Annotated in this window: 17 protein-coding genes; 8 read left to right on the forward strand and 9 right to left on the reverse strand. The window is 73.5% G+C overall.

Annotated features, from left to right (window positions below; all coding sequences use genetic code 11):
• Positions 1-22: 22 nt before the first annotated feature.
• Positions 23-631: a TetR/AcrR family transcriptional regulator gene (locus ACZ5WG_RS15110; protein WP_468723317.1), complete on the reverse strand. Its 609-nt coding sequence runs from the start codon at positions 629-631 to the stop codon at positions 23-25.
• A 570-nt stretch (positions 632-1,201) separates the two neighbouring features.
• Between ACZ5WG_RS15110 and ACZ5WG_RS15115 the strand changes: the two genes are divergently transcribed.
• Together ACZ5WG_RS15115 and ligA are read left to right on the forward strand one after the other, a co-directional pair.
• A complete protein-coding gene (locus ACZ5WG_RS15115; protein WP_468723319.1) occupies positions 1,202-1,717 on the forward strand; it encodes a hypothetical protein in 516 nt (171 codons plus the stop codon).
• A 48-nt stretch (positions 1,718-1,765) separates the two neighbouring features.
• Positions 1,766-3,835: an NAD-dependent DNA ligase LigA gene (ligA, locus tag ACZ5WG_RS15120; protein ID WP_468723320.1), complete on the forward strand. Its 2,070-nt coding sequence runs from the start codon at positions 1,766-1,768 to the stop codon at positions 3,833-3,835.
• On the opposite strand, the gene ACZ5WG_RS15125 is transcribed toward ligA, so the two are convergent.
• The 4 genes from ACZ5WG_RS15125 to ACZ5WG_RS15140 form a co-directional block, all read right to left on the reverse strand.
• Positions 3,825-4,073 (reverse strand): hypothetical protein, encoded by a 249-nt coding sequence (locus ACZ5WG_RS15125; RefSeq protein WP_468723321.1) that lies wholly within the window; start codon positions 4,071-4,073, stop codon positions 3,825-3,827. The genes ligA and ACZ5WG_RS15125 overlap by 11 nt on opposite strands.
• 313 nt (positions 4,074-4,386) lie before the next feature.
• On the reverse strand, positions 4,387-6,177 hold the full coding sequence (locus tag ACZ5WG_RS15130) for an ABC transporter permease/substrate binding protein (protein ID WP_468723323.1): 1,791 nt from the start codon (positions 6,175-6,177) through the stop codon (positions 4,387-4,389).
• The gene (locus tag ACZ5WG_RS15135; RefSeq protein WP_468723915.1) at positions 6,177-7,238 is read right to left on the reverse strand and encodes a quaternary amine ABC transporter ATP-binding protein; all 1,062 of its coding nucleotides are present in this window, start codon (positions 7,236-7,238) and stop codon (positions 6,177-6,179) included. Before ACZ5WG_RS15135 ends, ACZ5WG_RS15130 begins: the two co-directional genes overlap by 1 nt.
• 179 nt (positions 7,239-7,417) lie before the next feature.
• Positions 7,418-8,338 carry a SigB/SigF/SigG family RNA polymerase sigma factor gene (locus ACZ5WG_RS15140; RefSeq protein ID WP_468723325.1) on the reverse strand — a complete coding sequence of 307 codons (921 nt, stop codon included), beginning with the start codon at positions 8,336-8,338 and terminating at the stop codon, positions 7,418-7,420.
• Positions 8,339-8,583: 245 nt separating this feature from the next.
• Here ACZ5WG_RS15140 and ACZ5WG_RS15145 point away from each other — a divergent pair, with 245 nt between their 5' ends.
• Positions 8,584-10,215, forward strand: a complete 1,632-nt coding sequence (locus ACZ5WG_RS15145; protein WP_468723327.1) for a S8 family peptidase — start codon at positions 8,584-8,586, stop codon at positions 10,213-10,215.
• Positions 10,216-10,225: 10 nt separating this feature from the next.
• Here the strand turns inward: ACZ5WG_RS15145 and ACZ5WG_RS15150 are convergent, their stop codons facing one another.
• Complete coding sequence (locus ACZ5WG_RS15150) at positions 10,226-11,038, reverse strand: GntR family transcriptional regulator (RefSeq protein WP_468723329.1); 813 nt, start codon at positions 11,036-11,038, stop codon at positions 10,226-10,228.
• A gap of 183 nt (positions 11,039-11,221) precedes the next feature.
• Positions 11,222-12,805, reverse strand: a complete 1,584-nt coding sequence (locus tag ACZ5WG_RS15155; RefSeq protein ID WP_468723331.1) for an IucA/IucC family protein — start codon at positions 12,803-12,805, stop codon at positions 11,222-11,224.
• 111 nt (positions 12,806-12,916) lie between these two features.
• Here ACZ5WG_RS15155 and ACZ5WG_RS15160 point away from each other — a divergent pair, with 111 nt between their 5' ends.
• Together ACZ5WG_RS15160 and ACZ5WG_RS15165 are read left to right on the forward strand one after the other, a co-directional pair.
• Positions 12,917-14,464, forward strand: a complete 1,548-nt coding sequence (locus tag ACZ5WG_RS15160; protein ID WP_468723332.1) for an IucA/IucC family protein — start codon at positions 12,917-12,919, stop codon at positions 14,462-14,464.
• An 11-nt stretch (positions 14,465-14,475) separates the two neighbouring features.
• Positions 14,476-15,132: a class I SAM-dependent DNA methyltransferase gene (locus ACZ5WG_RS15165; RefSeq protein WP_468723334.1), complete on the forward strand. Its 657-nt coding sequence runs from the start codon at positions 14,476-14,478 to the stop codon at positions 15,130-15,132.
• 12 nt (positions 15,133-15,144) lie between these two features.
• Here the strand turns inward: ACZ5WG_RS15165 and ACZ5WG_RS15170 are convergent, their stop codons facing one another.
• Entirely contained in the window at positions 15,145-16,293 is a 1,149-nt protein-coding gene (locus ACZ5WG_RS15170) for a hypothetical protein (RefSeq protein WP_468723336.1), read from the reverse strand.
• A 188-nt stretch (positions 16,294-16,481) separates the two neighbouring features.
• On the opposite strand from ACZ5WG_RS15170, the gene ACZ5WG_RS15175 reads away from it, so the two are divergent.
• The 3 genes from ACZ5WG_RS15175 to ACZ5WG_RS15185 all read left to right on the forward strand — a co-directional run bounded on the left by ACZ5WG_RS15175 (position 16,482) and on the right by ACZ5WG_RS15185 (position 19,766).
• Complete coding sequence (locus tag ACZ5WG_RS15175; RefSeq protein WP_468723338.1) at positions 16,482-17,069, forward strand: DinB family protein; 588 nt, start codon at positions 16,482-16,484, stop codon at positions 17,067-17,069.
• Between the two features lie 235 nt (positions 17,070-17,304).
• Positions 17,305-18,834: an FAD-binding oxidoreductase gene (locus tag ACZ5WG_RS15180; protein WP_468723339.1), complete on the forward strand. Its 1,530-nt coding sequence runs from the start codon at positions 17,305-17,307 to the stop codon at positions 18,832-18,834.
• A gap of 11 nt (positions 18,835-18,845) precedes the next feature.
• Complete coding sequence (locus tag ACZ5WG_RS15185; RefSeq protein WP_468723341.1) at positions 18,846-19,766, forward strand: S1 family peptidase; 921 nt, start codon at positions 18,846-18,848, stop codon at positions 19,764-19,766.
• Here the strand turns inward: ACZ5WG_RS15185 and ACZ5WG_RS15190 are convergent.
• Complete coding sequence (locus tag ACZ5WG_RS15190; RefSeq protein ID WP_468723343.1) at positions 19,720-20,115, reverse strand: hypothetical protein; 396 nt, start codon at positions 20,113-20,115, stop codon at positions 19,720-19,722. The genes ACZ5WG_RS15185 and ACZ5WG_RS15190 overlap by 47 nt on opposite strands.
• Positions 20,116-20,148: the final 33 nt, after the last annotated feature.

Consider the following 20,148-nt stretch of genomic DNA (forward strand, 5'->3'; position numbering starts at 1 on the left):
CGGTTCGTTTCCGGCCTTCGGTTCATTTCAGGATTGCGCCGAGGGCCTCCACGACCAGGGCGTCGGGAATGCCCTGCGGGTCGAGCCGGTGCTGCATGGCGAGGCCGAGGAGGACACCGAGGACGAGGGCGCCGGTCTCCTCCGGCGGCCGGGTGAGCGGGGTTCCGGTGGCTGCGGCCCAGTCTGCGAGGCCCTCGCCGAGCTGGGCGCGGATCTCGGCGTAGCGCTGGGCGAGCTGGGTGCCGATGAGCGGGCGCCGGGCGCCGTGCAGCCACAGTTCCGCTTCGAGGAGGAGCCAGGAGTCCCCGCGGTCGGGGTGCGGGCGGGTGAGGCTGCCCCACATGGCGGAGAAGTGCACGGCGGGGTCCGCCGGGTCGGGGCTGCCCGCGATCTCGGCGGTGAGTTCCTCGGCGGTGCGCTCCTTCCAGACCTCGAGGAGGGCCAGCAGGAGGCCCTCCTTGCCACCGAAGTGGCTGTAGAGGGCGCCGGTGGTGCGGCCGGCCGCGTCGGCGACCGCCTCGGCCGAGACGGCGTGGAAGCCCTTGCGCGCGAAGAGTTCGGCGGCCGCGTCGATGAGGCGGGTGCGGGTCTCGGACTTCCGCTGGGCCTGCGGGGTGCGGTCCATTGCCATGGGTGGCCTGCCTCCGGAGACTTATATCGGGTTCCCGATATAAGTTGCGCCCGGAGTTGACGGACCGTCAACCCCCCTGCGAGTTGCGGCGTGCCGTGGCAGGGTGACGGCCGGCCGCAGTCGGGCGGAGAGCCCGACGCACGATGACCTCTCGACCGGTCAAGCCGGAGGTTTCACCCAGGGAGCCAGACGTTCCCCGACTGCCGGATTCTCGCGCCAGTACCGGAAGACGGTTCCCTGGACGATGTCGAGCTGCCCGGCCGCGACCAGGCCGGAGGCGAGACTCGGCCCGCCCGCATCGGCCTCGAAGGCCATGAGTACGGGAGGTGCCTCACCAGTCCCACCATGCCCCTTCGGGAAGCCCGATCAGGGCTCGTTGCCCGCGTGGACCGCGCCGTCTATCGGGAATCACCAAGCCGAGCCCACGCAGTCGCGGAACGCAGACCTCCAGGCACGCCTCCAGAGAGACGGCGTCCGTGCGAACCAGGAGATCATCCCAGCCCGGCCCCATCTCTGAGACCGCGCCAGAATTCCGACCCCAGCGACGTCACCTGCACCTACCGTGCCACTGTGACTCTCACTGATGCCGAGATAGGCAACCTGCTCATGCCCGCCGGATTTCGTTTGATCGAGCGGGTCCGGGGAGAGGTTCAGCTACCACCGCTGCCGCCGCACCACTCACCCGCGAGTGCCGGGCCCGAGCACGGACGCTTCGACTCCCACCCGGACGAGGTCGCCGATGTGGATGCCTCGGAGATGGCCGACAAGGTCAACTCAAGCTGGTACCGGATGGCCACCGACCACGGGCTCCTGGACGGCAACCGCGAGTTTCTCCTGGCAGCGACCCTGGAGGCCATCGGGGGCGATCCGGAGGATGAGCCCTGCCTGCTGTGGTTCAGGATCCGGCTCACCGATGGCTGGGACCTGGTCAGGAGCGAGGTGGCTCTCTTGAGGAGTGGGTTCGCAAGGGTCTTCACCGACCGCTTCGTTCCGGAGTTCACCGTGGCCTCGCTGGACGGCCGGATGATGATGAACACCACCGTCTGGGGCAACGGCACCGTCAGCACGATCGTCATCCGCCCGTAGCTCTCGAGGGCACAGGGCATTGTCAGACCCCTGCGCGAGGATCGGAGCATGACGATCACCACCGCTCCTGCCGGTCCCGCCCTCACCACCCGCGACGAGTACGCCGACGCGATCGGTACGGCCATCAGGGCCTCCGCCGCGTACTACGGGTCCGGCGATTCACCGCTCGACGACGCCTCGTTCGACCTCCTCGTCTCGCTGATACAGGCGTACGAGGACCGGTACCCGGAGCACGTCGACCCGGCCTCGCCGACCGGGAAGGTGGCCGGGGGCGCGGTGCCGGCCGGGGAGGTGGCGCACACGGCGGCGATGCTCTCGCTGGCGAACGCGTTCGGCCCGCAGGACCTGCTCGACTGGGAGGCCTCGGTGGTTCGCCGGCTGGGTGCACCGGTCGCGGGCGGTTTCGTCGTCGAGCCGAAGCTCGACGGGGCCTCGCTGGCGGCCCGGTACCAGGGCGGCCGGCTGGTCCAGCTCGTCACCCGGGGCAACGGGACGAGCGGCGAGGACGTGTCCCATGCGATCGGGACCATCGTCGGGCTGCCCGAGCGGCTGGCCTCGGACGTCTCGTTCGAGGTGCGCGGGGAAGTCCTGCTGACCACGGCCCAGTTCGAACGGGCCAACGAGATACGCGCCGCGCACGGCGCCGGGGCGTTCTCCAACGCGCGCAACGGCGCGGCCGGCACCCTCCGGGCCAAGGGCCGCCCGTACACGGTGGAGATGACGTTCTGGGCCTTCGGGGCGGTCGAACTCGACGGCCCCGACGGCCCCGCGGTACTGCCCGGGAGCACGCATGCGGAGGTGATGGCCTTCGTCGCCGCCGCGGGCGTCCAGACGGCCGCGGCCACCCCGGCGGGGCTGACGGTGGTGGCCACGGTCGCCGAGGTGCAGGAGCACGTCGACCGCATCGCGGCCCTGCGCGCCCGGCTGCCCTTCGGGATCGACGGGGTCGTCGTCAAGCTGGACGCCCTGGCCGAGCAGACCGCGGCCGGGACCGGCTCGCGCCACCCGCACTGGGCGACCGCGTACAAGCTGGCGGCCGTGGAGCGGCGCACCCGGCTGCTGGACGTGACCTGGGCCGTGGGCCGCACGGGGGTGCTCGCGCCGACCGCCGTGCTGGAGCCGGTGGAGATAGACGGCTCGGTGGTGCGGCACGCCACGCTGCACAATCCCGCCGACATCGAGCGCCGCGGCCTGCGGCTGGGCGACACCGTGACCGTGTACAAGGCGGGCGACATCATCCCGCGGATCGAGGCCCCGGTGGTGGAGCTGCGCACCGGCGGGGAGCGGGCCATCGAGCTGCCGGCCGTCTGCCCCGGGTGCCAGGGGGAGATCGACCGGAGCCAGGAGCGGTGGCGGTGCGCGCAGCCGGCCGACTGCGGGCGGATCGCCGCGATCCTGTACGCCGCCGGGCGCGACCAGCTGGACATCGACGGCCTGGGCGAGACGTACGTACGGGCGCTGGTCGAGGCCGGCCGGGTCCGTGACGTGGCCGACCTGTTCGGGCTGGACCACGCGGCGCTCGCGGAGGCGGCGGGGAGCGAGAAGCGGGCGGTGAAGCTGCTGGAGCAGATCGAGGCCGCCAAGGGCAGGCCGCTGGCCCGGGTGTTCTGCGCGCTCGGGGTCGTCGGCACGGGGCGGGGCATGTCCCGGCGGATCGCCCGCCACTTCGGGACGATGGAGGCGATCCGGGCGGCCGATGCCGCCGCGATGACGGAGGTCGAACTGGTCGGCGACACCAAGGCGGCCGGGATCGTCGCCCAGGTCGCATCGCTTGGACCGGTCATCGACAAGCTGGCCGCGGCCGGGGTCAACCTCGTCGAGCCGCAGGTGGAGGGCCCTGTCGGCGGTGAGGGCGCCGAGGGTCCGCTGGCCGGTCAGTGCGTGGTGGTCACGGGGAAGATGACGGGTGCGCTGGCGGCGTACGACACGCGGGACAAGGTGCGCGAGCTGATCGAGCGGGCCGGCGGGAAGTCCGCGAGCGGCATATCGGGGCGGACGACGCTGCTCGTGGCGGGCGCCAAGGCCGGCAGCAAGGTGGCCAAGGCCGAGGAGGCGGGCATCGAGATCGTCGGCGAGGAGGCGTTCGCCGAGCGGATCGCCGCGTTCCTCACCTGCTGACCGGTACGGGCCCCCCGTACGCTTCGGGCGGCGGGGTGACGGCCAGGACGGGCGGGGCCGGTGAGGTGTACCGGTGGCCGCAGGGGTCGAAGACCAGCACCACCGGCCGTCCCGGGCGCTGGCGCCAGGAGATGCGCTCCGGTGCGCTCGCGCACTCGGGGCAGCGCGGCAGCGGGCTCGGCTCCGCCGGGCCCGCGGGGGCGGACGCGAGCCGGGGCATGGGGTGCGGTTCGCGCATGGGGGCTCCCTGGTCCGGCGGTTGTGCTCCTGGCACTGTGCCATGGACCGCCCCTCCGGGGCACGGACCGATCCTCCAGGATCTCGGCTGGTCAGGGGTGCGTTCCCCGTGCAGACCCGCCGAACCGACTCGGCTCCCGCCACTGAGGCCCGGCTCCCGCCTGCGCGCACGCCACGACGACTGACGCGTCGGCGTCGCAGACACCGGCCGGCTTGTCCGTCGGCGGAGCCGTCCGCCCGGGCGAACGAAGACGCCGACGGCCGGTGGAGCGTACTGCCCACCGGGCGTCGGCGTCTTCACGGGCTCGCGGGGGTCACGCGGCCTTCGCGATCTCCGGGTGCTCCGTCAGCCAGGCGCGGACCGCCTGCTGCTCCTTGCCCTTGCCGGCCTCCTGGATCTTCGCCTCCAGGCCGGTCAGCTGGGCCTCGGTCAGCTTGAACGAGCGCAGCCAGGAGGCCACTTCCGGCTCGTCGGCGGCGAAGCCCTTGCGGGCCAGGGTGTGGATGCCGTCGCCCTGGCCCCAGACCCCCTTGGGGTCCTCGAGCTTCTTCAGGTCGTACGAGGCGTACGCCCAGTGCGGCGACCAGAGCACGACCGCCACCGGCTCCTGCTTCTCGTAGGCCCGCTTGAGCTCGGCGAGCATGCCGGGGGTCGATCCGTCGACGACCTTGTACTCGCCGTCGAGGCCGTATTCCTGCAGCAGTTTGCCCTTCAGGATCCCCATCGCGCCCGCGCTGGGCTCGATGCCGATGATCCGGCCCTTGAACTCGCCGCCCTTGCCCTTGAGGTCGGCGAGGGAGGTGACGTCCTTCATGTACGAGGGGACGGACAGTTCGATGGAGGTCGGTCCGTACCAGGAGCCGAGGTCGTCCAGCTTGTTCCCGTACTTCTCCCAGTACTGGGCCTGCGTGACCGGCAGCCAGGCGTCGGTCTGGAAGTCGACCTGGCCGCCCGCGAGCCCGGTGAACAGGGCGCCGAGCTCCAGCTGCTTCGCCTCCACCTGGAAGCCGCGGCGCTCCAGGAGCTCCTTCCACAGGTAGGTCGAGGCGATGCCCTCGTCCCAGGGGATGTAGCCGATGCTGATCTTGCGGCCCTTGCCGATGCCGCCGGCCCCGGCCGCAGCCGGCTGACCGGAGCCGCCGAAGGTGTTCAGGCCGCCCGCGACGAGGGCGAGGACCACGGCGCCGGTGACCGCGTAGGCGGGCTGGGGGCGGTGGTTCCACAGTTTGGCGGCGCCGCTCGTGGCGGCCTGCGCCTTGGCGAGGGCGCGCCGGCCGAGCGGGGACACCTGGCGGCCCAGCGCCCCGGTCATCCGGTCCAGGTACATGGCGAGGATGACGATGGAGATGCCCGCCTCGAAGCCGAGGCCGATGTCGACGTTGCCGATGGCCCGGTAGACGGCGCCGCCGAGCCCGCCGCCGCCGACCATGCCGGCGATGACGACCATGGACAGGCCGAGCATGATGACCTGGTTGATGCCCGCCATGATGGTGGGCAGGGCCAGCGGCAGCTGGACGCGTACGAGGGTGTCGCGCGGGGTGGTCCCGAAGGCGTCGGCCGCCTCGACGAGTTCCGTGTCGACCTGGCGGATGCCGAGCTCGGTCATCCGGACGCCGGGCGGCAGCGAGAAGATGATGGTCGCGATGATGCCGGGCACCACGCCCACGCCGAAGAAGATGATGCCGGGGATCAGGTAGACCATGGCCGGCATGGTCTGCATGAAGTCCAGGACGGGCCGCAGGACGGCGCTGACCCGGTCGGACCGGGAGGCCCAGATGCCGAGCGGGACCGCGAACACGAGTGTGACGAGGGTCGCGACCAGGACCAGGGAGAGCGTGGACATCGCGTCGGCCCACAGGCCGACGGAGTCGACGAGTGCGAAGCCGGCGAAGGCGAGGAGCGCGGCGAGCAGCCCGCGCAGCCACCAGGCGGCGACGGCGAGGATGCCGGCGAACAGCAGCGGGGCGGGCGCGTCCAGCACGGCGTGGATGCCGTCGTACAGGCCGGTGACGAGCGCACTGACGGCGTCGAACAGCCAGGAGAGGTGGCGCTGGAGGAAGTCGACTCCGCTGTCGACCCAGGAGCCGAGGTGCAGGCGGGGCATCAGGCGGCCACCTCCGCGCAGCGCACCGGGGCGCGCTGTTCGTCGCCGATGAAGGCGACGAGGCGGTCCTGCGGTACGGAGCCCACGACGACCCCGGCGTCGTCCGTGACGGCGACGGGGTGCGGGACCCGGGCGCTGACCGCGCACAGGTCGGCGAGCGGGGTGTCGGCGGTGACGCTGGGGCAGCCGCAGGCGCAGCTCCCGGCAACGGGGGCGGTCATCACGGCGTCGGCCGTGAGCACCCGGGAGCGGTCGACGTCCTGGATGAAGGAGGCGACGTAGTCGTCCGCGGGGCGGGTCAGGATGTCCTCGGCGGTGCCCTGCTGGACGATGCGGCCGTCGCGCATGACGGCGATGCCGTCGCCGAGGCGCATGGCCTCGTTGAGGTCGTGCGTGATGAACACGATGGTCTTCTTGAGCCGCTGCTGGAGCTCGAGCAGCTGGTCCTGCATGTCGCGGCGGATCAGCGGGTCCAGCGCGCTGAAGGACTCGTCCATCAGGAGCAGGTCGGCGTCGGTGGCCAGGGCGCGGGCGAGGCCGACGCGCTGCTGCATGCCGCCGGACAGCTCGTCCGGCCAGGAGGCCTCCCAGCCGGCGAGCCCGCACAGCTCCAGTGCCTCGGCGGCGCGGCGCTCGCGGTCGGCGCGGGGGACGCCCTGCACCTCCAGCCCGTAGGCGGCGTTCTCGAGCACGCTGCGGTGCGGGAAGAGCGCGAAGTGCTGGAAAACCATGCTGATCTTGGTGGAGCGAACGTGGCGCAGCTCACGCCGGGATAGCGAGGTGAGGTCCTGGCCGTCGAAGAGGATGCGCCCCTCGGTGGGTTCGAGCAGTCCGTTCAGCATGCGCAGCAGCGTGGACTTGCCGGATCCCGACAGACCCATGACGACGAAGATCTCGCCGGGCTCGACGCGGAACGAGGCGTCGATCACAGCGGCCGTCGTACCGTCGGCGCGCAGCTCGTCGCGGCCGGCGCCGGTTCGGAGCGCGCGGACCGCAGCAGCGGCGTCGCCGGGTCGTCTTCCGAACACCTTGTAGACGTGCTCGGCCTGGAGCGTGGACACATACACCTCGCGGGTCGTACCGGGAACGGCGCGCGCCCGGCCGGTGGGGCCGGGCGCAGCCGTGGAGCGGTACGGGATCCGCCCGCCCCCGCGCCGGCCGTGTCACGGCCGGCGGAAGGGTCCGCTCCGGATCCGCGGGTGCCCAGGGCGTTCCGGGGTAAACGCCGAGGTGATCCACCTCACGCCGGGCCGGGGTCCTCCAGCATGGAGGTGCGCAGGTGCGCGAGGAGACGGGTCAGCAGGCGCGAGACCTGCATCTGCGAGATGCCGAGCGCGGCGCCGATCTGCGCCTGGGTCAGCTCCTCACCGAAACGCATCTGCAGCATGCGGCGCTCGCGGTCGGTGAGCTGCTCCAGCAGCGGCGCGAGGGTCTGGATGTCCTCGACGCGCTCCAGGGCCGGCTCCTCCTCGCCCATGACGTCGGCGAGGGTGTGGCCGTCGGCCGAGCCGTCACCCCGCTCGGCATGCGCGGTGTGCGGGGCGTCCAGGGAGCCGCTGGTGTGGCCGTTGGCGGCGACGAGACCCTCTATGACCTCCTCCTCCGAGAGGCTGAGGTGGTCGGCGAGGTCCGCGACGGTGGGCGAGCGGTCGAGCGTGGTGGTCAGCTGCTCCTTCGCCTTGGCTATGTCGATGCGCAGCTCCTGGAGCCGGCGCGGGACGCGGACGGCCCAGGAAGTGTCGCGGAAGTGACGCTTGATCTCACCTGTGATGTACGGCATGGCGAGGGTCGCGAACTCGTTCTCGCGGGCCGGGTCGAACCGGTCGATCGCCTTGATCAGGCCGATGGTGCCGACCTGGACGATGTCCTCGATGTCGCCTCCGTCACCCCGGCCGCGGAAGCGGCGGACGGCGTACTGGACGAGTGAGGCGTTCATCTCAATGAGTGCGTTGCGCACGTACTGGTGTTCCGGGGTGCCCTCGGGCAGTTCGTGCAGCCGCCGGAAGAACACCCGTGAGAGCTCCCTCGCATCGGCGGGGGCTACCTCCCTTGGCTCCTCGATCCGCGGCAGGTCCGCTATCCGGGCGGCCTGGATGCCGCGGCGCGGACGGGGGACGACTGTGACGGTTTCGGAAGTGGAGGACGGGGCAGGGGCGGGCATGGGGTTCGCTCCTTGGGCTTGTCGGCTTGCGGCGCGGGACCTTGACTGCCGTAGATGGTGGTCTCTTTCAGCTTATACGTCAAGAATTGCCGGAAATGCGGCCGTCCGTTTACTCGCGCGCGCACGCGAGGCGCATCCGCGTGCGCGCGCGACCGGCGGGTCGGATTCCACCTGCGTGCACTCCCTTGTGCGGGGCTCCGGGGCGCCCCAGTCTGAGCGGACGACGCCAGGGGGGATCGAGCCGAATGATCACGAGATCGCACGGACTGCACCGATTACTCGGAGCGCGCGGACGAAGCGAACGAAGCGGACCAAGAGGACTACGGCGGTTCGGATGGCGACGGTGCGGCGCCGTCCTCGCGCTCGCCTCGGCGCTCGCGCTCGGCGCGGACACCGGCGCCTCCGCCGCGAGCCCGCCCGAGGGGACCGTCCGGTACGCCGGCGCACCCGGAGCCGTCGCCGGCAGCTACCTCGTCCTGTTGAACCCGGCCCGCGCCGGCGCCCGTACGACGCAGGGCCGGGAGGTGGTCGCACGCTTCGGCGGCAGGATCCGCCGGACCTACGACGCCGCGCTCAACGGGTACTCCGTCGAACTGTCGGAGCGGCAGGCCCGGCGGCTCGCCGCGGACCCCGCCGTCGCCGAGGTCGCGCAGAACCGGAGACTGCGGCTGGACGCCACCCAGCCGGACCCGCCGTCCTGGGGTGTCGACCGGATCGACCGGCGCAGGCTCCCGCTCGACGGGAGCTATACGTATCCCGATTCGGCGGGGCAGGGCGTGACCGCGTACGTCATCGACACCGGCGTCAACATCAGCCATCAGGACTTCGGCGGGCGCGCCTCGTACGGATACGACGCCATCGACGACGACTACGAGGCCGACGACCTGCAAGGGCACGGCACGCACGTCGCCGGGACCCTCGCGGGCACGACGTACGGCGTCGCGAAGAAGGCGAGGCTCGTGTCCGTCCGGGTGCTCGACTGGTCGGGCCAGGGCACCACGGAGCAGGTGGTCGCCGGGATCGACTGGGTCACCCGCAATGCCGTGAAGCCCGCCGTCGCGAACATGAGCCTGGGCGGCGACCCCGACGACGTGCTGGACGCCGCCGTACGGAACTCCGTCGCCTCCGGCATCACGTACGTGGTGGCAGCGGGCAACCAGAGCGCGGACGCCTCCACCCACTCCCCCGCCCGGGAGCCCGCGGCGCTCACGGTGGGGGCGAGCAACGACTACGACGCGCGCGCCTCGTACTCCAACTACGGCCCCCTGGTGGACCTGTTCGCCCCGGGCGACTCGATCACCTCGGCGGTCTTCTGGGGAGACGACTGGAGCACCACCATGTCCGGCACCTCGATGGCCTCCCCGCACGTGGCGGGTGCGGCCGCGCTCTACCTCGCCGACCACCGTACGGCCACGCCCGGCCAGGTCACGGGCGCCCTGACCGCGGCGGCCACGACCGGTTCGATGGTCGACTCCGGACCGGGCTCGCCCGACCGGCTCCTGTACGTGGGGACGGCGCCGAACCGGGTGCCCGGGCCGCGCTTCGCGAACACCTCGGACTTCCCGGTCGAGGACCTGGAGCCGGTCGAATCCCCGGTCACGGTCAGCGGGATCGCCGGACGTGCGCCCGCACAGCTGGATGTGGAGCTCGACATCAAGCACCCGGACTCCGGCACGCTCCAGGTCGACGTGATCGCGCCCGACGGCACGGTGTACCCGGTCAAGGACAGCTACACCGGCTGGGGCAACGCCGACCTCAGAGGGGTGATCGCGATCGACGCCTCGTCGGAGACCGCCAACGGCGTGTGGAAGCTGCGGGTGTACGACGCCTTTGCGGGCTACACCGGCTACATCGACGCATGGGCCCTGCGCTTCTGAGCGTCCGGTTTCAGGTGACGCGGAATCCGGCCGCCTCACGGTCCCGGTGGAAGGTCAGCCGGTCCCAGGTGGGGAAGGCCAGGTCGGTGACGGCGAGCAGCCGGCCGGTGCCGTCGTGCAGGGTGCGGCGCACGGTCAGGCCGCACATCGCAGCCGCGGCCGGCGGGTGGCTGCTGCGGGTCATGGTGAGGGTCTCGGCGACCCGGCCCTGCCCGGCGGCCCGCTCGAGCCACCGGTGAAGCGGCCCGAGGTCCTCGTCGCGAACGGCCGAGCGGTCGCGGTAGCGGGCGAGTTCGGGGCTCTCGGCGATCACGCGCGGGCAGAGGTACGTGACGGCGTGCCGGAGCGTCTCCCCCGACGGGCCGCACTCACGGCGGTGGTGGACCAGGGTGCGGTCCCCGCCGTGCATGCCGAGCAGCGCGGCGAGCGAGGGCGGCACCGTGACCAGGGTGAGCCAGCTCTGGGCGGGCGCGGCAACGGGTGCGGCAGCGTGCCCGGCAGAGGTTGCTGCGGCCGACGCGGCGGCCGGTCCGGCGCCGGGTGCGGCCGCGTGTACGACCGCTCTGCGCTGCGGCTCGGCCGGGGCCTCGACAGCCGAGCGGGTGCCCCGGCGTTCGGTGACGACGAGGCCGTCCTCGCGCAGGTGCTGGAGCGCGGCCCGGACGGTCTGCCGGTTGACCTGGTAGCGGGCGGCCAGGGTGCGTTCGGAGGGCAGTCTGCCGCCGGGGTTCGCGGCGCGCTCGAGCTCGCGCCGCAGCGCTGCGGCGATCCGCTGGTACTTGGGCATGGCGGCCGGGCCGCCGCCCCGCGAAGGGGAGGGCATGGCTTCTCCTCTGACGGGTGGTCAAGGACTGCTCGGTCTGCCCGCCCAACCTGGCATTGGTCTATACCTCTCAGTGAGATGGCTCCGGGATCCCGGCCCACCTTGGCCGGATCCCGACACCCCGACGCCCCGACACCGCGACACCGCGACACCCGACGCCAGTGCCGCCGACGGCTCCGGAAACTAACCGCGCAGCGGGTTCGGGAGCGGGATGTAGCGCGCGTCCGCGCCGTCGGCGCGGGTCCAGCGCAGCAGCAGGTTCGTCTTGGCCGGGAGGGCCGGGGCCGAGAGCAGCTCCGCGATCTCGGGAAGGCCGCGTTCGGCGTCGTAGCGCAGGAACTCCTCGCGCACCGCCGGCCACACCGCCCCGGCCGCGTCCGGATGCTCCTCGGCGAGGGCTCCGGCGACCTCGGTCAGATGGTTGACCACCAGGCAGTAGACCAGCCGCTGCCAGGCGGCTTCGCGCTCCACGTCCGGCAGGAGCTTGACCCCCTCCGCGTCCCGGAACAGGGCCTGTACCGGCATGCCCTGGGCGTCGACCGCGACCAGGGTGTTCTGCAGGTGCGCCTCCAGTACGACGCCGTGCCGGGCGAACAGGTCGAGTACGGGCGGCACGACATGGCGCAGATAGGCCCGCCACCAGCCGGCCGGATCGCTCGTCGCGGCCAGCGGGCTGCCCGCGAAGCCCTCGGCGAGCGCGGCGGACGCCAAGGGCGTGGCCCCCGGCTCCACCTGCGCGTGCAGGCCGTCGCGGACCAGGACGGCGAGTTCCTCGAAGGCGAAGGCCGCCGTCCGGTAGCCGCGGTCGGCGAGCCAGACGGCGTTGGACCCGGAGCTGCGCAGGCCGGCGAACCCGGCCTCGACCGCCGCGTCCGTACGGCGCAGCTTCAGCAGGTCGTGCCGCCACAGCCGGCGCACGTCGTTGGTGATCCGGACGTCGAGGCTGAACTTCACGAAGAGATCACGGCCGTGCTCGTGCTCGCCGGGTACGTACAGGGTCCGGATCGAGGCGGTCGGCCAGGCCGGGAGCCGCCCCGGGCCGAGCCTCAGCAGCCGCCCGTCGGCGAAGGCCTCGCGTACGGCTGCCGAGCCGTCCACCAGGTCCAGCTGCCACGGATGCGCGGGCAGCAGCCGGTACCCGGCCGGCGGGCGCGGTCCGTCGAGCAGCCCGGCCAGTGCGTCGATCGCGCCGGCCGCGGCCGGCCCGCCCTCCTCGGCCACCTGGTCCTCGCGCAGCCCGAGGAAGACCAGCGGGAACCGGGCGTACGCCTCCGGGGCGTACGGCAGCCAGCTCGCGGCGGGCGCGCCGCCCCGGGCCTTGGGGGCGGGATGGTACGGGTGTCCCATGACCAGGGACTGCTCGGAGAGCACGTACGGGTCCTGCGGGGGCGCGGCCGCGGCGCGGGCGGCCAGCAGCGCGGCGACGGCCTCGCGGCTGTCGGCGATCTCGACCGGGAGCTCGTCGTTCGCCACGCCCGTGTACCGGTGCAGCTCGTCGGCGGTCAGTTTGACCAGCTCGGTGTGGCTGAGCGGATGCCAGCCCTCCGCCGTGCGCAGTTCGGGGCGTACCGGCCGGCGCCCGCCCCGTACCCGCAGCAGCCGCCCGCTGCCGCGCAGCCGGTGGACGCGCCCCGCGCGGGCATCGTCCGTCGTGGCATGGGGCTCCTCTGCGGGATCGGCCGCTTCCCGCAGCAGGCAGTTCAGCAGAGGGGTGCCGGCGTACGCGTCGGCTGCGGCGTTGAGGTCCACGGATTCCATTCGGTCCATCCAATGCGCCGGGAGTTCGCGGGGCGTACCACCGGCCGTGATCTTCAGTATCCGCGATGATGAAGTGATCATCACGTCACCCGTGAGAGGAACAGGGCCCTGGACCCCAGCATGAACCTTCCCGCCTCCCCGGCCGAAGAGGCCGTGTCCGCCGAACTGGCCGAGGTGCGCCCCGCGCTCGGTGCCGCCTACGGAGCCGCGCTCGGCGGCGCCCGGGCCGCCGTGCTGACCCGGCTGTGGCGGGCGCTGGCCTTCGAACCGCTGCCGTGGGTGGAGCGCCGGGAGCGCGGGCCCGGCGGGCTGACGCTCCTGCTGTCCGGGGGCAGACGGCTGGAGGGCCCTCTGCCGGACCCGTACGCGACCGACCCCTACGTGTCCGAGGTGCTGCTCGACGGCGCCCCGTACCGGCAGGCCGGGCGGCTGGTGGCGGCGCTGGGGGTGCCGCACGGGGACGCCTTCGCCGCCGAGCTGGACGACAGCACGGCCTCGCTCGCGCTGTCCCGGGCCGGACGGCCGACGGCGGACGGAGCGGCCCCGCAGGCCTGCTGGGAGTGGGAGCAGCGGGTGGTCGACGGGCATCCGTACCACCCCAACTGCCGCTCCCGGCCCGGATTCTCGGTGGCCGAGCAGCTGGCGTACGCGCCGGAGCACCGGCCGGTGGTCGAGCTGGCGCTGGCCGCCGTTCGGGCCGAGGAGTGCCTGGTCACGGGCGCCTGGCCGGCCGAGCTGCGGGAGGGCGGCCGGCTCCTGCTGCCGGTACACCCCTGGCAGGCGGAACACGTCCTGAAACAGGCGGGCCGGGGGCCGGGGGCCCTGCGCCCCGGCTTCGCGGCGCATCCTCTGATGGCCCTGCGCACCCTGGCCCCGGTGGCGGGCGGTGCGCACGTCAAGACGGCGCTGAGCACCCGGCTGACCTCCTCCGTACGGGACATCTCGGAGTACTCCATCGAGACGGCGGCCGCGGTGTCCGCGTTCGCACAGGCCCTGTCCGAACGGCTCGACGGGCGGCTGCACATCACCCGGACCCTCGGCGCCGCGACCGCGCACAGCCCGGACCTGGCGGCGGTGCTCCGCGAGCCGCCCGAGGTGTACGCGGACGCCGCTGCGGGCGAGTGGATCGCGCCGGTGGCGGCCCTGGCCCTGTCGCCGTTCGCGCGCTCGGCGTCCTGGCGGGCCGAATTCGCCCGGCTCGCGCTCTCGGTGTGTCTGCGTGTGCTGGATCTCGGGGTGGCGCTGGAGGCCCACGGCCAGAACCTCCTCGTCGTCCTGTCCCCGGCCGGGGCCCCGCTGCGGCTGGTCTACCGCGATCTCGCCGACATCCGGATCAGCCCGGACCGGCTCGTCCGGCACGGTCTGCCGGTGCCGCCGCTGTCGGGCCGGCTGGTCACCGACGACGTGACGCTGCTGCGGCGCAAACTGTTCGGTTCCCTGCTGACCGGGACCCTGGGAGCCACGACGGGCTCGGCGGCGGCCTTCGGCGAGGCGCTGGCAGAGGCCGCCGGCCTCCCGGCCACCGCCGACACCGAGGCCCTGCTGACGGCGCCGCTGCCGACCAAGGCCCTGACGCTGATGCGGCTGAGCCCCGGAATCCCCGGCGACCAGTGGGCGGAGCTGGACAATCCGCTGGCCCGGGCCGACGGGCGGGGGCGGCGGGGCTAGTGTCACAGAGCATGAAGGAGACCTCGGACCTGAACTCCGTACGGGCGTCCTACGACGCCGTCGCCGTCGACTACGCCCGGCTCCTCGGCGCGGAGCTGGCCAGGAAGCCGCTGGACCGGGCCATGCTGGCGGCCTTCGCCGAGTGCGTGCGCGGCGAGGAGGGCGGCGCGGCCCGGGCGGTCGCGGACCTGGGCTGCGGCCCGGGGCGCGTGACGGCCCATCTGGACGGGCTCGGCGTACGGACGTTCGGCGTCGACCTCTCCCCGGCGATGGTGGCGGTGGCCCGGCGGACGTATCCGGGCCTGCGCTTCGAGGTGGGCTCGATGGCGGCGCTGGACGTGGCCGACGGGGTGCTCGGCGGGGTCCTGGCCTGGTACTCGACGGTGCACACCCCGCCGGGTGGACTGCCGCCGCTGTTCGCCGAGTTCGCCCGGGTGCTCGCACCGGGCGGCCACCTGCTGATCGCCTTCAAGGCAGGCGACGAGAAGATCCGGCTGGAGCACGCGTACGGGCACCCCGTCGACCTGGACGTGTACTGGACCCCGCCGGAGCTGATCGCCGGCCTGCTCGCCGGGGCGGGCCTGGAGGAGGTGGCCCGCCTGGTGCGGCAGCCCGCGGACCACGAGAAATCCCCCCAGGGCTTCCTGCTGGCCCGCAAGCGGCTCTGAAGGGTGTTGCGCTCAGCGGCTGCCCTCCAGCACCTCCAGCCGCTGCTGGGTCAGCCGCAGGAGGCGCGGTTCGAGGCTCGGCAGGGCGCGCAGCAGGCGGACGAGTTCGGGGCCGGCGTCGCGGGCCTCCGCCTGGTCCTTGAGCTGGGTCCAGCAGTACAGGGCGCCCGCCGCGGCCGCGAGGACCTCGGGGGCGTCCGGCGGCTGGTGTTCCAGGCGGGTGCGCCCGGCGTTGATCCACAGCTGGGTCGCCGACCGGTAGTTTCCGGCCATCCGGGCGAGGTCGGCGCGGATCTCGGCCCAGTGCGTGGCCTCGGGCGAGGTGTACCCGTGGGTCTGCAGGACGTGCTGCTCCCAGGCCTGGGCGAGCGTGGCCGCCTCCTGGTGCCGACCGCCGGAGGCGAGGGCGTGGATGTGCGGCCGGGGATCCGACACGTGTTCCGGCTGCACCTGCTGCACCTGCTGCTCCTGGGGGGCGGACGCGCTGAGCTCGCGCGTCGCCGGCAGGACGAGGGTGCCGGGCGGCAGGGCAGCGGCTCCGACGGCGAAGGCGTGCAGCTGGAGGTTGGCGGGGCGGGTGGGGCTGCGGCGCAGCTGGTCGATCCAGTGGTGGGTGTACGGGCTCACGCGGTCCGCTCCGCCGACGAAGGCGGGCGGGACGACCACCCCGTACACCTCGGCGGAGGGCGGGGCGGGCAGGCTCCCGTACTCCTGGAGCACCGGCCAGGCGGACTTGTCTGCGACGAGGTCGAGCACCACCGCGGTCGGCCCGGCGGACCGGGCCCCGAGCTCGGTGCCCAGCCAGTCCCAAGGCAGTGCCGTGTAGCGGACGGTGGAGGCCGTGGTCCCCGCCAGCGCGAGGTGGAGGCGGTGCCCGCGGCGGTCGAGGGTGAGCCGCCCCGACAGGTAGACGAGCAGCGGCCCCGGCGTGGCGGCGGCGGTGCGCAGCCGCATGAGCACGGTGTTCGGATCGCGGGCCCCGTCGAGGTACGTGGTGTCGGTCGGGATCTGGCTGTTCAGCAGCGCCGACGCGGGCAGCACCCCGAGCGCGGCCAGATTCGCACTGGGCGCGACCTGAACCGCCCGCCGCCGTACGGCGGCGTCGCCCGCTATGAGAAGAACATGCCCCCGCTGCTGCCTGCCGGCTCCGTCGATCTGCATGGGCAGACCGTACTCACCTCACGAGCCCCTCGCAGCCCCGGGTGATCGAAATCCCCTCGCTGCGACGCCGCCCATGACGCAGCCCGTGCTGCCGGAACGCGTTCTCCGGCCGGGCCGGCCGCGCCAAGTCGTCTCGAGCCGTGGACAATTGCGGTGACCGCAGGTCACGTGGGCGGCAGACTGCCGGTATGACCGGAACAGATCCCAAGGACGACCTCCGCGTATACCTGCAGGACGCCCGCGACGCCCTGTTGTGGAAGCTCGAAGGGCTGTCGGAATACGACGTCCGCCGCCCCATGACCCCGACCGGCACCAATCTGCTGGGGCTGGTCAAGCACGTGACCAGCGCCGAGGCCGTGTACTTCGGCGAGGCCTTCGGGCGGCCGTTCGAGGCCCCGGGGCTGTGGATCACGGGCAACGCCGAGCCGAACTCCGACCTGTGGGCCAGGCCCGACGAGACGCGGGAGCAGATCGTCGGACTGTACCGCCGGGTGTGGGACCACTCGGACCGGACGATCGATTCGCTGGCCCTCGACGCGGTCGGCCGGGTGCCCTGGGGGGCGCGCAGCGAGGTGACGCTCCACCGGACCCTCGTCCACCTGATCGCCGAGACCGACCGGCACGCCGGCCACGCGGACATCGTCCGGGAACTCGTCGACGCAACCGTGGGGCTGCGCGTCGGGTCCGAAAGCGTGGCCCCCGGGGACGCGGCCTACTGGGAGGGCCACCGGGCCCGGCTGGAACGCGCGGCGAAGGAAGCCGACCGGGACGCGTAGCGCTGCCAGTCGGCGGCGCTACGCCTCGCTCACCGGGCCGATGACCCCGGCCTCGGTCAACGCCCCCGGGAGCGGGGTCATTTCGACCCGCTCCCTCCGCTCCCTCCGCTCCCGCAGCCACCGGCACCGGCTCCGCCTCCTCCGATACAGGCGGCCCTGGGCCGTTCGGGGGGCAACGGGGCCGCCGTGGGCCCGCCTTCGCTGCGATCGGCCCGGGCGATGGCAGGAAGGAGGGATGAGCCTCCCTCGCCGCCAGCTCCTGGGCAGCGCCTCCGCAGCCGTCCTCGCCGCCTTCGGGGCGTCGGGGGCGGCCGGGGCGGCGGCCCGCGGCCCCGACTGGGCGGCGCTCGCCCGCGGGATCGACGGCCGGGTGGTGCTGCCGGCCGACCGCGACTACCCCGAGGCCCGGCAGCTGTTCCAGCCCCGGTACGACACGGTCGCGCCGGGCGCGGTGGCCTATCCCGTGCACGCCGCCGACGTGGCCGTCTGTCTGGACTTCGCCCGCCGCTCCGCCGTCCCCGTCGTGCCGCGCGGCGGCGGCCACAGCTACGCCGGCTGGTCCACCTGCGCCGGCGGGCTCGTCGTCGACGTCGGCGCCATGGCCGGGCTCGTCGTCGACGGGGCGGAGGGTGTGCGGATCGGCGCCGGAGCCCGGCTCGGCGACGTCAACCGGACCCTCGCCGCGCAGCGCCTCGGCATCCCGACCGGGCTGTGCCCCACCGTCGGCATCGCGGGGCTCACCCTGGGCGGCGGGCTGGGCCTGGCCTCCCGGGCGTACGGGACCACCTCCGACGCCCTCACCGGCGCCACCGTGGTCACCCCCGACGGCATGGTGCGCGAGGTCGACGCCACCCGTGACCCGGGGCTGTTCTGGGCCCTGCGCGGCGGCGGGGGCGGCAACTTCGGCGTGGTCACCGAGTTCCGCTTCCGCACCCACCCGGCCACCGACTGCGCCTACGCCGAACTCCACTGGGCCGAAGCCGACTCCGCCGCCGTGCTGCGCGGCTGGCAGCGCTGGCTGGCCGCCCTGCCCGACCCCTTCTGGAGCCAGGTCGAGTTCCTCGTCGAAGCGGCTCCGGCCGCGGCCCCCGCCGTACGCGTCCTGTGCTTCGACGGGCGCGCCGAGCTCGACCGGGAGCTGACCCGGCTGTCCGGCCTGGTCGGCAGGCCGCTCCGGGACAGCTGGATCCTCGTACGCACCTACGAGGAGACGCTGCGTGCCATGTCGGGCTGCCAGGACCAGAGCGCCGCCCAGTGCCATCTGCCGGGCACCCTGCCCGGCCGGACCCCCGAGGGGCGGATCGGCCGGGACTCCTACGGCGGGCGGTCCGACTTCTGGGGCGCCGCCGGACTGCCCGACGCGGGGGTCGCCGCGGTGCTGGCCGCCGTGCGGCGGTACGGGCAGAGCGTGCCGGCCGGCGGGCTCGGAGTCGTGCAGTTCAGCGGCGAATGCGGCGGGGCGGTGAACCGGCCGGCGGCGGCCGGCACCGCGTTCGTGCACCGCGACAGCTCCTTCCTCACCCAGTACCTCGCCTACTGGCCGGCGTCCGCGACGCCCGCGCAGGTGGCCGGTCACCAGGGCTGGCTCGACGGGCTGTGGCAGGACCTGCGCCCGTGGGCGAGCGGGCGCGCGTACCAGAACTACACCGACCCGAAACTGCCCTCCTGGCGCGAGGCCTACTACGGGCCGAACCTCGCCCGGCTCGAAGAGGTCCGGCGCACCTACGACCCGGACCGGCTGTTCCGCTTCCCGCAGGCCATCTAGAGGAGCTCGACATGCGACGTACGTTGACCGTGGCGGCGGCGACGGCCGCCCTGCTGCTGCCCGCCGGGCCGCTGCCGGTGGCCGAGGCCGGGAGCGCCCTGCCGCCGCCCGGCAGGTGGTCCGCCCGCGAGGCGGAGACCTTCTGGACGGCCGACCGGATGGCGTCCGCGGCGCCGATGACCCCCGCGTCGGCGGTCGCGGCCACGGACCCCGGCACCGGGCAGGACTTCGACGGGATCCCGGTCGTCGGCCGGATGTTCGTGATGAAGGGGGGCGGCGCGTACTTCTGCACCGCGAGCGTGGTCGCCTCCCCCGGCCGCAACCTGGTGCTGAGCGCGGCCCACTGCCTGCTCGGCACCGACGCCCGCCAGGTGGCCTTCGTACCGCTGTACACGGCGGACAACCCGCAGCCGTACGGGATGTTCCCGGTGCTGCGCGCCGCCGACGGGCGTTCGAAGGTGTGGATCGACCCGCGCTACAAGAGCCTGGGCGCCGACAAGGGGGCCACCCTCGACGTGGCCTTCGCGCAGGTCGGGCCGGATGCCGACGGGTTCCCCGTCGAGGACGTGGTCGGCGGGAACCGCCTGGTCACCGGCGGCGGTTACGAGCACGCGAACGTGTCGCTGATCGGCTATCCGGCATCGGCCGCACGCCCTCGGCTGTGCGTGAACCGTACGACCAAGTTCACGAGCAAGGATGCGGGCATCCCCGGATCGTTCCTGCGCATCGACTGCACCGGGTACCCCGGCGGGACCAGCGGCGGCCCCTTCCTGAAGAACTACGACAAGGTGACCGAGACCGGGGACGTGGTCGGGGTCATCGGCGGCTGGAAGACGGGCGGGGACACCCCAGACACCTCGTACAGCTCGTACTTCGGCCCGGAGATCAAGAAGTTGTACGAACAGGCGGTTGCCGGGGCAAAGGCGGCGTGAGCACCCGCGCCCAGCGGGTGCGCCGCGGGTTCCCCACCGTGCGCGGGGCCGCCGGGAGCCCGTCGGCGGTCAGCCGGTCGGCGGGCGGGAGTCCGAGCTGGCGCCGCAGGTCGGCGAGGGCGGCGTGCACCGGCGCCAGGATGACCTCGGCGCGCGGATGGGCGTACGCGAGTGCGTGCGCGGTGGTCTCGATGGTCTCGGCGGCGTCCTCCGCCGCCGTACGGCTCCACCCGCCGGGCTCGGCGGAGCTCCAGGGGGCGACGGCGTCGTAGAGGTGGCAGGCGGCATCGGCCGCGGCGTCGGCCCGTTCACCGACGCCCGGCGCCGCGATGGTCGGCAGCAGCTCCATGCCGGGTCAACGACCGAAGCCCCCGCGGGGAAC

It is taken from the genome of Streptomyces sp. NPDC032745, from assembly GCF_055579465.1.